General features: G+C 67.3%; 10 protein-coding genes. All 10 read right to left on the bottom strand.

All coding sequences use genetic code 11. The features are described from left to right. Nucleotides 1-108: 108 nt before the first annotated feature. The 10 genes from C8261_RS05400 to ilvB all read right to left on the bottom strand — a co-directional run bounded on the left by C8261_RS05400 (nt 109) and on the right by ilvB (nt 13,097). Nucleotides 109-3,294, bottom strand: coding sequence for a FimV/HubP family polar landmark protein (locus C8261_RS05400; protein ID WP_107492635.1), 3,186 nt, complete (start codon nt 3,292-3,294; stop codon nt 109-111). Nucleotides 3,295-3,497: 203 nt separating this feature from the next. After that, nucleotides 3,498-4,631 (bottom strand): aspartate-semialdehyde dehydrogenase, encoded by a 1,134-nt coding sequence (gene asd, locus C8261_RS05395; RefSeq protein WP_107492634.1) that lies wholly within the window; start codon nt 4,629-4,631, stop codon nt 3,498-3,500. Nucleotides 4,632-4,657: 26 nt separating this feature from the next. Beyond that, complete coding sequence (leuB, locus tag C8261_RS05390; RefSeq protein WP_107492633.1) at nt 4,658-5,710, bottom strand: 3-isopropylmalate dehydrogenase; 1,053 nt, start codon at nt 5,708-5,710, stop codon at nt 4,658-4,660. Between the two features lie 39 nt (nt 5,711-5,749). After that, nucleotides 5,750-6,388: a 3-isopropylmalate dehydratase small subunit gene (gene leuD / locus C8261_RS05385; RefSeq protein ID WP_107492632.1), complete on the bottom strand. Its 639-nt coding sequence runs from the start codon at nt 6,386-6,388 to the stop codon at nt 5,750-5,752. 22 nt (nt 6,389-6,410) lie between these two features. Further along, entirely contained in the window at nt 6,411-7,817 is a 1,407-nt protein-coding gene (gene leuC, locus C8261_RS05380) for a 3-isopropylmalate dehydratase large subunit (protein ID WP_107492631.1), read from the bottom strand. 75 nt (nt 7,818-7,892) lie between these two features. Continuing rightward, complete coding sequence (locus C8261_RS05375; protein ID WP_107492630.1) at nt 7,893-8,714, bottom strand: M48 family metallopeptidase; 822 nt, start codon at nt 8,712-8,714, stop codon at nt 7,893-7,895. Beyond that, nucleotides 8,714-9,880, bottom strand: a complete 1,167-nt coding sequence (locus tag C8261_RS05370; protein WP_107492629.1) for an MFS transporter — start codon at nt 9,878-9,880, stop codon at nt 8,714-8,716. The genes C8261_RS05375 and C8261_RS05370 overlap by 1 nt, the downstream gene beginning before the upstream one ends. 19 nt (nt 9,881-9,899) lie before the next feature. Beyond that, complete coding sequence (aroC, locus tag C8261_RS05365) at nt 9,900-11,030, bottom strand: chorismate synthase (protein ID WP_107492628.1); 1,131 nt, start codon at nt 11,028-11,030, stop codon at nt 9,900-9,902. A gap of 79 nt (nt 11,031-11,109) precedes the next feature. Continuing rightward, nucleotides 11,110-11,427, bottom strand: a complete 318-nt coding sequence (ilvN, locus tag C8261_RS05360) for an acetolactate synthase small subunit (RefSeq protein ID WP_107492627.1) — start codon at nt 11,425-11,427, stop codon at nt 11,110-11,112. Nucleotides 11,428-11,429: 2 nt separating this feature from the next. Continuing rightward, the gene (gene ilvB / locus C8261_RS05355; protein WP_107492626.1) at nt 11,430-13,097 is read right to left on the bottom strand and encodes an acetolactate synthase large subunit; all 1,668 of its coding nucleotides are present in this window, start codon (nt 13,095-13,097) and stop codon (nt 11,430-11,432) included. Nucleotides 13,098-13,247 lie beyond the last annotated feature (150 nt).

The raw sequence follows: 13,247 nt of genomic DNA, 5'->3' as shown, positions 1-13,247 counted from the left end.
TGGGAGCGCAATGCACGTCAAGTCCGACAGCCTCCGGGGACAAAAACAACGGCGGGCCCGCAGGCCCGCCTTCCTCAGCCACGGGCGGCAGAGCCGCCCGGGAGTCCATCAGTCGAGCCGGGCGAGCAACTGCTGCGCAGCTTCCTGCTGATCGGCGCTGCCTTCACGCAGCACTTCCTCGAGCAGTTCGCGGGCACCTTCCTTGTCGCCCATCTCGTCGTAGGCACGCGCCAGCTCGAGCTTGGTCTCGACTTCCTGGCCGCCGATCTCCTCACCGCCTTCGTCCTCGGCAGCGCCGAAATCGGGCGCCGACACCGGCGCGACGTGCGCCGCACCGGCCACCGGCGGCTCGGGCAGATCGATTTCCGCAGGCGCGGCCGCTACCTCTTCCACCGCAGCGCCAGCAGGTGCCGCCGGCGCATCCGGCACGACCGGCTCATCGCCGCTCGCGGCCTCGAGGTTGAGGTCGATGCTCGACAGGTCGAGGGCCGGCGCTTCGGGAGCGGACGGTGCCGGGGCGTCGATCTCGAAGTCGAAATCGAGCAGGGAATTGTCGAAGCTGGTCTGCTCGAGGTCGATGACATCCTCGGAGGCCGGCTGCCCGCCACCGAAGGTGCCGTCGGACTCGACCATGGTCGCCGACATGTCGAACTCGCCACTGCCGAATTCGGACTGCACCACGGTTGCCGACATGTCGGCCGCGGCTTCCGCCGGAGTCGGCGTCTCTGCTTCGTCCATCGCCGCTTCCAGGCGGGCGAGATCGTCACCGGTGCCGACGATGGTGGACGCCACCGAAGCAGCGGTGGTATCGGTCACTCCGAGAGCCGGCGTGGGCGCATCGATATCGAAATCCAGCACGGCACCGTCATCGACCGCAGCGGCCTGTTCGACCGGTTCCCCGCCCTCGGCGGCATCGGCGGCGGGCTCCTCGCCTTCGCTATCGAAACCGAGGTCGAAGTCAAGGACGTTGGTATCCACCGCCGCGGCATCGCTGGCAGCTTCGGCAGCCGCCTCGCCGCCTTCATCCTGGAAGGGCGCCAGACCACCGGGCATTGCCCAGGTATCCTTGAGCTGTGCGGCCGCCGCAGCTTCGGCAGGCTGCTCAGCGGCATCGGCCTGAACTGGCTCGGCAGGCAGTTCCGGCGCCTCGGCAGCGACATCCGCCACCGCGACGTCGGGAAGATCGAAATCGAGCACCCCGAGGGAGTCCTCGGCGAAGTCGGCGTTCTCTCCGGCGGCTGCAGCGGGCTCCTCGGCAGTGCCCTGCTCGGCGGCCATCGCCGCCATCCCCGCGGCCACCGCAGCGGCAGCCGCCGCCGGCGCCACCGCGGCGCCACTGCCGGGTTCGGTCGCCGGGCCGGAGGTATCGCCGGCCGCGCCGGTATACAGCGGATTGGCGGGATCGAGCTCACGCCCCATCGCCGCAGCCTTGCTCCACTCCGCACCTTCGCCCTGGGTGCGCGAATACAGTTCCGCCGCCGTGGTTTCGAACTGCTGGACGCTCTTGCGCGCAGCATAGACTTCGAGCAGCTTGAGATAAACCGCCAGACGCGAGGGATCGGCCTTCAGCGCATCGACGAGGATCTCCTCGGCCTGCGCATCGCGCCCGTAGGCCATATAGACATCGGCCTCGGCAACCGGATCGACACCTTCGTCGGCATCGATCGCGGACAGCCCGGACTGGCTGAAATCGGTGTGCAGCACACTGCTGTTGCTGGTATCCACACTCTGCCCACCGGTGGAACCGAACACCGAGTTGGGGCCGGTGGGCGCCTCGGTCATCAGCAGCGAGGGCTGTTCGGTCTGCTCGCCATCCTTGCGGCGCTGACGCCAGCGGTAGGCGCCGTAACCCAACAGCAGGGCGAGCGCACCACCCATGCCGGCGAGGGTGAGCGGGTTGCCGAAGAACTCTTCGGCAAAGCTCGGCGGCGGCGGGGGCGGAGGCGGCGGCGGACGACGTTGCGGCTGCGGACGCGCAGCGGGTTCGGGCGCCGCTGCCGGTTCGACGGCGGCCGGCGTCTCGACCGCGGCGGGTTCGACAGGCGCTTCCTCGACGGCTGCGGGGGGCTCCTCGACGGCTGCGGGGGGGGCCTCAAGCGGCGGCGCAGGCGGCACCTCGACCGCCGCCTGCGGCGAGGCTTCGGCCGGAGTGTCGAGCGCCGCCAGCGGCGAGGCCGGCTCAACCGGCTCAGCCGGCGGCACGCCCTGCTGCAACTGGGCCATCTGCTCGCTCTTCAGCTCGATCAGGCGCTGCAGGTCGCGGATGCTGCGTTCCAGCTCGCCAAGGCGGGCATTGGCCTCGGCAAGCGCGCGATCGCGGGCGATGAGATCCTCTTCCAGCGCACGCAGGCGTTCGGCCTGAGCGGCATCGCCAACCGCGTCGGCAGCCGGCGCACGGGAAACCTCGACGCGGTCGGTGGTCGGCGCATCCGGACGGGTTTCCTCGACGCGCGGGGTAATGCGTCCAGCGGCTTCCTGAGAGATCGGCGCAGGCGTCTCCGCGGCGCGCGGCGCCGGCACTCCGCTGGCCAGACGCTGGCGGTAGGCCTCGAAGTCGGCGGCCTGGGCGACCACCTCACGGCGCGCCTCGGCGCGGCTGAGCGCCTGGGTCTGCTCCGCCGTGGGGATGCGCAGGATGGCACCGGCGCGCATGCGGTTGATGTTGCCGCCCTCGAAGGCCTCGGGGTTCTCGCGCAGCAGCGCGACGAGCATCTGATCGAGGCTGGCGGCGGCCGGGCGATTGTTCTCGGCGATGCGATTGAGCGTATCACCGCTCTGCACACGGTAGCTGCCCCCCGGCGCAACCGCCGGCGCGCGCGGGGCGGTTGCGGCTGGTGCAGCAGGCGCACTGGCCGGTGCGCGCGGCGTGGCAACGGTGGCGGCGACCGGGCGCGGCGCGAGCACATCCACCGGATCGAGCAGGAAGGTGTATTCACGCACCAGCCGCCCGGAGGAGGAGTTGAATTCGAGCAGCAGATCAACGAAGGGTTCGCTGAGCGGGCGATCGCTGGAAATGCGCACCACCGGGCGCGAACCGCTGGTATCGACGCTCACCCGCAGCGCAGCGACGGCTGCGCTGTAGGGCACATTGGCCTGCCGGAAGGCCTCAGGCGGCGCAATCCGTGCCGACAGGGTCTGCAGTTCCTGGGGTGTCGCGGTAAGCGGCACCTCGGCGCGCAGGGGCTGGCCGAGAGCGCTGAAAACGTTGATCGGCCCGGCCCCGAGCGCATAAGCGCCGGAGGGGATGGATGCGATCGCCGTGGCGATCATGGATGCCTTGAGCAAAGTTTTCATAGTTTTCTACCGCGTTCCCTTGCCTATGCCGAGCTATAAAGAACATAGCATCATGGACTTGGGCTAGCAATCTAGCATCTTCTTTAACTTCGCGCAGCAATTGTTTAATCGGCAAGGATAATGAAACAGCCTATCCAGCCCTAAACATCCGCCCCCCGAAACAAGCGCGGCAGCTCGTCAGAGCCGCCGCGGGATACCTCGATTCAGCGCTCCAGAAGGATGCGCAGCATGCGCCGCAAGGGCTCAGCCGCGCCCCACAGCAACTGGTCGCCGACGGTGAAGGCGCCGAGATACTCCGGCCCCATCGCCATCTTGTGCAGGCGGCCGACCGGGATCGACAGCGTGCCGGTGACCGTGGCCGGCGACAGTTCGCGTTCGGTGGTCTCGCGGTCGTTCGGCACCACCTTCACCCAGTCGTTGGCGCTGGCGATGATCTCGCTGACCTCGTCGAGCGGCACGTCCTTCTTCAGCTTGATGGTCAGCGCCTGCGAGTGGCAGCGCATGGCTCCGATGCGCACGCACAGGCCGTCGATGGGGATGCTGCCCGGGCTGCGGAAGGCCGGCTTGCCGAGGATCTTGTTGCACTCCGCGCCGCCCTTCCACTCTTCCTTGGACTGGCCGTGTTCGACCGGCACGTCGATCCACGGGATCAGGCTGCCGGCCAGCGGGGTGTTGCGGAAGTTCTTCTTCGGGAAGGCGTCGGAACGGATGGTGTCCGCCACCTTGCGGTCGATGTCGAGGATGGCCGAGGCCGGATCGGCCAGCAGGTCGGCCACCGAGGCGTGGATGGCGCCCATCTGCGCGATCAGCTCGCGCATGTTCTGCGCACCGGCGCCGGAAGCGGCCTGGTAGGTCATCGCCGAGATCCACTCGACCAGGTCGTGCTTGAACAGGCCGCCCAGGCCCATCAGCATCAGCGAAACGGTGCAGTTGCCGCCGATCCAGTTCTTGCCGCCCTTGGCGAGCGCGTCCTTGATGACGTGCATGTTGACCGGGTCGAGGATGATCACCGCATCGTCGGTCATGCGCAGCGCGGAGGCGGCGTCGATCCAGTGGCCGTCCCAGCCCGCGGCGCGCAGCTTCGGGTACACCTCCTTGGTGTAGTCGCCACCCTGGCAGGTAATGACGATGTCGCAGGCCTTCAGTGCCTCGACGTTCATCGCGTCCTGCAGCGGCTCGCTCGCTTCCTTGCCACCGAAAGCCGGGGCCTTGCCGCCGGCGTTGGAAGTGGAGAAGTACACCGGCTCGATATGGGCGAAGTCGCCCTCTTCCACCATGCGCTGCATCAGCACGGAGCCGACCATGCCGCGCCAACCGACCAGACCAACCTTGTTCATCGCTCTTCCTCTTGATGCCTAGAACCTTACAGCGCCGCCAGCACGGCGTCGCCCATTTCCCGCGTACCGACCTTCTGCGTACCCGGCTCGAAGATGTCGCCGGTACGGAAACCTTGCGCCAGCACCTTCTTCACCGCACCCTCGACACGCTGCGCGGCTTCCTCCTGGGCGAAGGTGTAACGCAGCATCATCGCCGCCGACAGGATGGTGGCCAGCGGATTGGCCACACCCTTGCCGGCGATGTCCGGCGCGGAGCCGTGCGAAGGTTCGTACAGGCCCTTGTTGTTCTCGTCCAGCGAGGCCGAGGGCAGCATGCCGATCGAGCCGGTAAGCATGGAGGCCTCGTCCGACAGGATGTCGCCGAACATGTTGCCGGTGACCATCACGTCGAACTGCTTGGGCGCGCGCACCAGTTGCATCGCGGCGTTGTCGACCAGCATATGGGAAAGCTCGACGTCCGGATACTCCGCCGCCAGCTCGCTCATCACGTCGCGCCACAGCTGGGTGGTTTCCAGCACGTTCATCTTGTCCACCGAGCACAGGCGCCTGTCGCGCTTGCGCGCAGCCTCGAAGGCCACGCGGCCGATGCGGCGGATCTCCGACTCGGTGTAGTGCATGGTGTTGAAGCCGTAACGCTCGCCGTCCCGCACTTCGATGCCGCGCGGCTGGCCAAAGTAGATGTCGCCAGTCAGCTCGCGCACGATCAGGATGTCCAGGCCGGCGACGATCTCCGGCTTCAGCGACGAGGCGTTGGCCAGCTCCGGGTAGAGGATGGCCGGACGCAGGTTGGCGAACAGCCCGAGCTCCTTGCGGATGCCCAGCAGACCGCGCTCCGGGCGTTGCTCGCGCGGCAGCGCGTCCCACTTGGGACCGCCCACCGCGCCCAGCAGCACCGCGTCGGCTGCGCGTGCGAGCTTCGAGGTGGCCTCCGGATAGGGATTACCGGTGGCATCCACCGCGCAGCCGCCCAGCAGGGCTTCTTCCATCTCGAACTTCAGGTCCAGTGCGCGCAGGACGCGCACGGCCTCGGCCATGATCTCGGGGCCGATGCCGTCACCGGGCAGTACGCAAATCTTCATCCAGTCTCTCCAGCTCTCTCGATGGTCGCCCGACCGCGGTCAGGCGAAGTAGTACGGGTGTTCGGCGCGGCGCCTGTCTTCGAAGGCGCGGATCTTGTCGGCGTGGCGCAGGGTCAGGCCGATGTCGTCCCAGCCGTTGAGCAGGCATTCCTTGCGGAAGGGATCGACCTCGAAGGCGATCGCCTGGCCGTCCGGACGGGTGATGGTCTGTGCGGCCAGATCCACCTTCAGGCGGTAACCTTCTGCGCCCTCGCACTGCTGGAACAGCTCATCCACCACTGCCGCCGGCAGCACGATGGGCAGCACGCCGTTCTTGAAGCAGTTGTTGAAGAAGATGTCGGCGAAGCTCGGCGCGATGATCACGCGGAAGCCGTAGTCCTCCAGCGCCCACGGGGCGTGTTCGCGCGAACTGCCACAGCCGAAGTTGTCGCGTGCGAGCAGCACCTGCGCACCCTGATAGCGTGCCTGGTTGAGCACGAAATCGGGGTTCTTCGGCCGGTTGGCGCAATCCCGGCCAGGCTGACCGACGTCCAGATAGCGCCATTCGTCGAACAGGTTGGGGCCGAAGCCGCTGCGCTTGATCGACTTGAGGAACTGCTTGGGGATGATCGCATCGGTATCCACGTTGGCGCGGTCGAGCGGCGCCACGATGGCATCGAGCACGGTAAACGGTTTCATGTTCTGGCTTTCCTCTCGGTTCTTACAGCGCGCGCACGTCGGCGAAATGGCCGCTCACCGCGGCGGCGGCGGCCATCGCCGGGCTCACCAGATGGGTGCGCCCGCCGGCGCCCTGGCGGCCCTCGAAGTTGCGGTTCGAGGTGGACGCGCAGCGCTCGCCCGGCTCCAGGCGGTCCGCGTTCATCGCCAGACACATCGAACAGCCCGGCTCGCGCCACTCGAAGCCTGCTTCGATGAAGACCTTGTCCAGGCCTTCGGCCTCCGCCTGGCGCTTGACCAGGCCGGAGCCCGGCACCACCAGCACGCGACGCACGTTGGCGGCCTTGCTGCGCCCCTTGGCCACCGCAGCCGCCTCGCGCAGGTCCTCGATGCGCGAATTGGTGCACGAGCCGATGAAAACCTGGTCGACCTTGATCTCGCTCATCGGCGTATTGGCTTCCAGGCCCATGTACTTGAGCGCGCGCTCGATGCCCTCGCGCTTGACCGGGTCGGCGACCTGCGCCGGATCCGGCACGCGCCCGTCGATGGTGGTGACCATCTCAGGGGAGGTGCCCCAGGTGACCTGCGGCGCGATGGTGGCGGCGTCGAGCACCACTACCTTGTCGAACTGCGCACCCTCGTCGGACTTCAGGGTGCGCCAGTAGGCCGCCGCGGCATCCCATTGCGCACCCTTGGGCGCGTAGGGCTTGTCGCGCAGGTAATCGAGCGTGGTGTCGTCCACCGCCACCAGACCGGCGCGCGCGCCGGCCTCGATGGCCATGTTGCACACCGTCATGCGGCCTTCCATGGACAGCGAACGGATCGCGCTGCCGCCGAACTCGATGGCGTAGCCGGTGCCGCCGGCGGTGCCGATCTGGCCGATGATGGCCAGCACCACGTCCTTGGCGGTGACGCCTCGGCCCAGTTCGCCGTCGACCCGCACCAGCATGGTCTTCGACTTCTTCTGCAGCAGGCACTGGGTGGCCATCACGTGCTCGACCTCGGAGGTGCCGATGCCGTGCGCCAGACAGGCGAAGGCGCCATGCGTGGAGGTGTGCGAATCGCCGCACACCACGGTCATGCCGGGCAGGGTGGTGCCGTTTTCCGGCCCGATGACGTGGATGATGCCCTGGCGCTGGTCCATGAAGGGGAAGTACACCAGCGAGCCGACTTCGCGGATGTTGGCGTCCAGGGTCTCGACCTGCTGGCGCGACACCGGGTCGGTGATGCCCTGCTCCCAGTGGTCGGTGGGCGTGTTGTGGTCGGCGGTGGCGACGATCGAGGAGATCCGCCACGGCTTGCGCCCGGCCAGCTTGAGGCCTTCGAAGGCCTGCGGACTGGTGACTTCATGCACGAGGTGACGATCGATGTAGATCAGCGCCGTGCCGTCGGCCTCCTGGTGAACGACGTGACTCGACCAGAGCTTTTCGTACAGCGTTTGGGGTGCCATCCGATGTATTCCACGCAAAAGGAAAAGGTTTCGATTATTTCACAAAGGCTGCGAGCCTGAACAGACGGCGCGCCTTCAACGCGCACTGGCCTGACGGTACAGCGGCATCACCCGTTCGGCATAGTCATTGAGATCGCGCTGGCGGGTCGCATGCGAGGGGTGGGTGGACAGCCACTGCGGCGGCGCCCCTGCGGAGCGACTGGCCATCTTGTTCCACAGCGTCACCGCGGCACGGGGGTCAAAACCTGCACGTGCGGCCAGTTCAACGCCGATGCGATCGGCCTCGGTCTCGTGGAGGCGGGAATTGGGCAATTCGAAGGTCACCGTGGCGACCTGTCCGAGCAGGCTCTGCCCGGCCTGGCCGACCCCCAGCACCGCGCCCAGCACCGAGACGCCGATACCGGTGGCGACCGACTTGGAGATGCGCTCGCGGGCGTGCTCACGCAGCGCGTGGGCGATCTCATGGCCCATCACCGCGGCGATCTCGTCGTCGCTGAGCTTGAGCTGATCGATCAGCCCGGTGTAGATGGCAATCTTGCCACCGGCCATGCACCAGGCGTTGAGCTCGTCGGAGCTGAGCACATTGACCTCCCACTGCCACCCCGGTGCATCACTGCGGAACACTGCGGTCTGGGCAATCAACCGATTGGCGATGCGGCGCACACGCTGCACCTGGGCGGCATCGCGATTGAGGGCGTTCTGCTTGCGGGCCTCGGCGAGAATCTGCTGGTAGGCCTGCGCGGAGGCCTGCTCGACCTCGCGTGCCGACACCATCATGGTCTGCGTGCGCTCCACGCCCACCGCCCCGCCCCCGGTGGTCTGCACGGTCTGGCAGCCCACCGTCACCACCACCGCCAGCACGGCCGGCAGCATGCCTCTGAACAGCTTTGCGATCATCACTCCTCTCCTTTGCCGGCGGCGTTCGGGCCGACACCCGGGTGCCAGCCCCGGTACAGCCACAGCAAGCCGGCGAGCGCAAACAGCGAGCCCACGGTATAGGTCCACGCCGGGCCGATGACATCCCAGGTCAATCCGCTCAGCAGGCCGCCCAGCATCCCGCCGGCACCGAACGAGATGCTGCCATACAAGGCCTGCCCACGGGATTGGAGCTTACCCGGGAACCACAGGTTCACTGCCGCGATCGCCGCGGCGTGATAGGCACCGAAGGTCGCGCCATGAAGGAGCTGGGCAAAGACCAGCACCGCGAGGCTGTCCACGCCCCAGCCAATGAGCACGAAACGCAGCACCGCCGCGGCAAAGGCAAAGAGCAGGATGGCGCGCAGGGTGTAGCGCCGCATCAGGCGCGGCATGAACAGGAAGACGACGATCTCGGCAAGCACTCCCAGCGTCCACATCCACCCCACCAGCGCCTTGCCATAGCCGTGATCGACCAGATGAATGGAATAGAACACGTACAGCGCGCCATGCGCGGCCGACATGAAGAAGCAGGCGCCGAGCAGGGCACGCACCTCCGGCCGGCGCAGGGTCTCGCCCATGCTGGCCTGCACGCGCGCCAGTGGTGCGCGCACCGCATCGGGCACCCACAGCGCGCACAGCATGATGCCGCCCAGCACCAGCGCGGTCATCCACAGCACGGAGGCGATGGGCAGATGGTCGAGGGCGTAGCCGATGCCCAGCACCGCAGCGATGAAACCCACCGAGCCCCACACGCGGATGCTGCCGTAGCGATGCCCCTGCCCGCCGAGGTGGGCGAAGGTGACGCTCTCGATGAGCGGCAGCGAAGCGCTCCAGAAGAAGGACATCAGCGCCATGGCGACGAAGATGCCGGCAAAGCTCTCGGTAAAGAAGAACAGCGCGAACCCGGCCAGACTGGCGGCCGCGGAAAAGCGCACGATGGTCACCGGCATGCCCAGGCGTTCGGCCAGCCAGCCCCACAGATTGGGGGCGAGGATGCGCATCACCTGCATCAGCGACATCAGGATGGCGATGTCGGTGGCGCTGAAGCTGAGCGACTGCAGGTAAAGGGTGAAGTACGGCGAGAAGGCGCCGACGAAACCGAAATAGAAGAAGTAATAGGCCGACAGGCGCCAGTAGGGCAGCATTCCGCGCGGGTCGCGCGCCTCAGGCGCGCGGCGAAGGCACGGACTGCACGCCGTCAGGCGCCAGCCCGGCGATCTGCGGAGTGGCCGTGGCGACGTCGCCGCACTGCGCGCGGTGGCGCAGCGCATGGTCCATCAACACGATGGCCAGCATGGCCTCGGCGATGGGGGTGGCGCGGATGCCCACGCAAGGGTCGTGGCGGCCATGGGTGGCAACCACCGCGGGTGCGCCCGCCTTGTCGATCGAACGGCGTTCCAGGCGGATGCTGGAGGTCGGTTTGATCGCCATGCTGACCAGGATGTCCTGCCCGGTGGAGATGCCGCCGACCACGCCACCGGCGTGGTTGGAGAGGAAGCCATCGGGACTCAGTTCGTCGCCATGCTCGCTGCCGCGCTGGGTGACGCTGGCAAAACCGGCGCCGATCTCAACACCCTTCACCGCATTGATGCCCATCATGGCGTGGGCGATGTCGGCGTCCAGCCGGTCATACACCGGCTCGCCCCAGCCCACCGGCACACCGCTGGCCATCACGTTGATGCGCGCGCCGATGGAGTCGCCCGACTTGCGCAACTCGTCCATGTAGGTTTCCAGCTGCGCCACGATACCGGCATTGGGCACGAAGAAGGTGCGGTCGAACTCGTCCCAGGAGACGAAGGGAATCTCGATCGGGCCGAGCTGGGCCATCCAGCCGCGGATGACGATGCCGTAGCGCTCCTTCAGCCACTTGCGCGCGATGGCGCCGGCGGCGACGCGTACCGCGGTCTCGCGCGCCGACGAGCGCCCGCCGCCACGATGGTCGCGGATGCCGTATTTCTGCCAGTAGGGGTAGTCCGCGTGCCCCGGGCGGAAGGTCTCGGCGATATTGCCGTAGTCCTTGCTGCGCTGATCCTGATTGCGGATCAGCAAGCCGATCGGGGTGCCGGTAGTACGGCCTTCGAACACCCCGGAAAGGATCTCCACCTCGTCCGGCTCGCGGCGCTGGGTGACATGGCGCGAGGTACCCGGCTTGCGCAGATCGAGTTCGGCCTGGATGTCGGCAGCGCAGAGCGCCAGCCCCGGGGGACAGCCATCGACCACGCAGCCGATGGCCGGGCCGTGGGATTCGCCGAACGAAGTGACGGTGAACAGCGTGCCTAGGGTATTGCCGGACATCGGTGCGCTCTTGTGAAGAATATGCGGGCGGGAGGGCGCCGAGTTTAGCACAGCGCCCCACCCTGCCCCGCTGCCAGCCTCAGTGGAAGAAGTCCTCCAGACGCTCGAAGACTTCGTGCTCGGCGCCATGGCGGCGCACCGCGAGGACGTCCTGGAGCTTCTCGAGCTGGCGGATCATCTGCTCCAGGCGCTGGTCCTCGAACACCAGCAGCCAGATGCGGCTGCGCCGGCCGTCGGACACCGGCATGCACAGGATGCCCTCCATGTTGAAGGCGCGGCGGGCAAAAAGATTGCAGATGTGGCTCATCACCCCGGGGTGGTTGTTGACGTCGATCTCCAGCACCACCTTGGCATAGCCGGTCTGCGTCTGCAGTGGTTCGGCAACTTGTTCGATCATGCTCAGCCTCCGATCATTTCAGTGTTGGCGGCGCCCGGCGGCACCATGGGGTAGACGAACTCCTCGCGGTCGATGGAGACGTGGATCAGGCAGGGGCCGGGCGCATGCAGCGCCTGCGTCAGCGCCGCGCGCGGATTGGCGGCAGTATCCAGGTCGACCCCGGCAACGCCGAAGCCCTCGGCGATCTTGAGGAAGTCCGGCGCACCGCGGTACTTCGAGGCAAACACGCGCTTGCCGTAAAAGAGGTTCTGCTGCTGATAAACCAGGCCAAGGGAGTTGTTGTTCATCAGCACGATCTTGACGTTCAGACCCTCCTCGGCAAGCGTGGCCAGTTCCTGGATGTTCATCTTGAAACTGCCGTCGCCGGAGAAGCACACCACGGTGCGCGAACGATCGGCCAGCGCAGCGCCGATCGCCGCCGGCATGCCGAAGCCCATCGTCCCCAGCCCCCCCGAGGTCAGCCACTGGCGCGGGCGGCGGAAGGGGTAGGCCTGTGCCACCCACATCTGGTGCTGGCCGACGTCGGTGGTGATCACTGCCTCGTCGTCGAGCGCCGCGGCGACGGCCTGCACCAGGCCGTAATGGGTGCGCGGATCGTCCTGCCCCGCCCACTCGACCGGGAAGCGCGCCCTGAGACTCTCGACGTGCGACAGCCAGCGCTTGCGCAGCGCGGCCTTGACGCGCGGCAACAGGGCTTCGAGCACCTCGCCGACATCGCCGTTGATGGCCACGTGAGCCTGCTTGATCTTGTGCAGTTCGGAAGGATCGACGTCGATATGGACGATTTTCGCCTTCGGGCAGAACTGCGCCGCCTTGCCGATGGCTCGGTCGTCGAAGCGCGCACCGACACAGACCAGCAGGTCGGCCTCTTCAAGGACGAAGTTGGTGTAGCGCGCCGCATGCATGCCGAGCATGCCGATCGACAGCGGATGATCGACCGGCATCGCGCCCAGCGCCATCAGCGTCATCGTGGTCGGCATGCCGGCCTGCTCGGCGAAGGCCACCGCGGCCTGCGCCGCGCCGGCATGGATCACCCCGCCGCCGAGGTAGAGCACCGGCTGTTCGGCGGCATTGATCATCCGCGCGGCCTCCTCCACCGCCGCCATGTCGAGCGCCGGCAGCGGCTCCGGGGTCGCCACCGGCGGAAACTCGGCGAAACGGATGGTCTGGTTCTGCACGTCCTTGGGCACGTCCACCAGCACCGGCCCGGGACGCCCGGACATGGCGATGCGGAAGGCTGCGGGAATCACCTCCAGCAGTTCATCGACCGAGCGCACGAGGAAGTTGTGCTTGGTGATCGGCACCGTCATGCCGTAGATATCGACCTCCTGGAAGGCATCGGTACCGATCATCGACAGCGGCACCTGGCCGGTGATCGCCACCAGCGGGATGGAGTCGAGACGGGCATCGGCAATGGCGGTGACCAGGTTGGTGGCCCCGGGACCGCTGGAGGCGAAGCAGACCTCCGGGCGCCCCGACACCCGTGCCATGCCCTGGGCCATGAAGCCGGCCCCCTGCTCGTGGCGGGCAAGGACGTGGTGGATGATTTCACTGCCCGAGAGCGCGTCGTAGAGCGGCAGAATGGCGCCGCCGGGGATGCCCGCGGCGGTTTTCACGCCCTGGCGTTCGAGCAGGCGCACGATCAACTGGGCGCCGGTCATCTGGTACATGGTTCTCTCCTTGGAGTGGTTTGCGGCCACGATACCGGCAGCGGAAATGAAAAACCCCCGCCGGGCTTGCGCGCCGGCGGGGGTCTGGATTCGTTTGCTGCCTGTTGTGCCCTGATCCCGTTACGACGCGCGCATGCCTGCCCCTACGAC

The organism is Pseudothauera lacus, from assembly GCF_003034845.1.
In the GTDB taxonomy this organism is placed as follows: domain Bacteria; phylum Pseudomonadota; class Gammaproteobacteria; order Burkholderiales; family Rhodocyclaceae; genus Pseudothauera; species Pseudothauera lacus.
The sequence above is the reverse complement of the archived record's forward strand: the minus strand, read 5'-3'. Positions and strand labels throughout refer to the sequence as shown.

Excerpts from the sequence above, each read along its gene's own strand:
- C8261_RS05375 (WP_107492630.1), bottom strand. The coding sequence starts at position 8,714 with ATGATCGCAAAGCTGTTCAGAGGCATGCTGCCGGCCGTGCTGGCGGTG.
- C8261_RS05370 (WP_107492629.1), bottom strand. The coding sequence starts at position 9,880 with ATGCTGCCCTACTGGCGCCTGTCGGCCTATTACTTCTTCTATTTCGGT.
- leuC (WP_107492631.1), bottom strand. The coding sequence starts at position 7,817 with ATGGCACCCCAAACGCTGTACGAAAAGCTCTGGTCGAGTCACGTCGTT.
- leuD (WP_107492632.1), bottom strand. The coding sequence starts at position 6,388 with ATGAAACCGTTTACCGTGCTCGATGCCATCGTGGCGCCGCTCGACCGC.
- leuB (WP_107492633.1), bottom strand. The coding sequence starts at position 5,710 with ATGAAGATTTGCGTACTGCCCGGTGACGGCATCGGCCCCGAGATCATG.
- C8261_RS05400 (WP_107492635.1), bottom strand. The coding sequence starts at position 3,294 with ATGAAAACTTTGCTCAAGGCATCCATGATCGCCACGGCGATCGCATCC.
- aroC (WP_107492628.1), bottom strand. The coding sequence starts at position 11,030 with ATGTCCGGCAATACCCTAGGCACGCTGTTCACCGTCACTTCGTTCGGC.
- ilvN (WP_107492627.1), bottom strand. The coding sequence starts at position 11,427 with ATGATCGAACAAGTTGCCGAACCACTGCAGACGCAGACCGGCTATGCC.
- asd (WP_107492634.1), bottom strand. The coding sequence starts at position 4,631 with ATGAACAAGGTTGGTCTGGTCGGTTGGCGCGGCATGGTCGGCTCCGTG.
- ilvB (WP_107492626.1), bottom strand. The coding sequence starts at position 13,097 with ATGTACCAGATGACCGGCGCCCAGTTGATCGTGCGCCTGCTCGAACGC.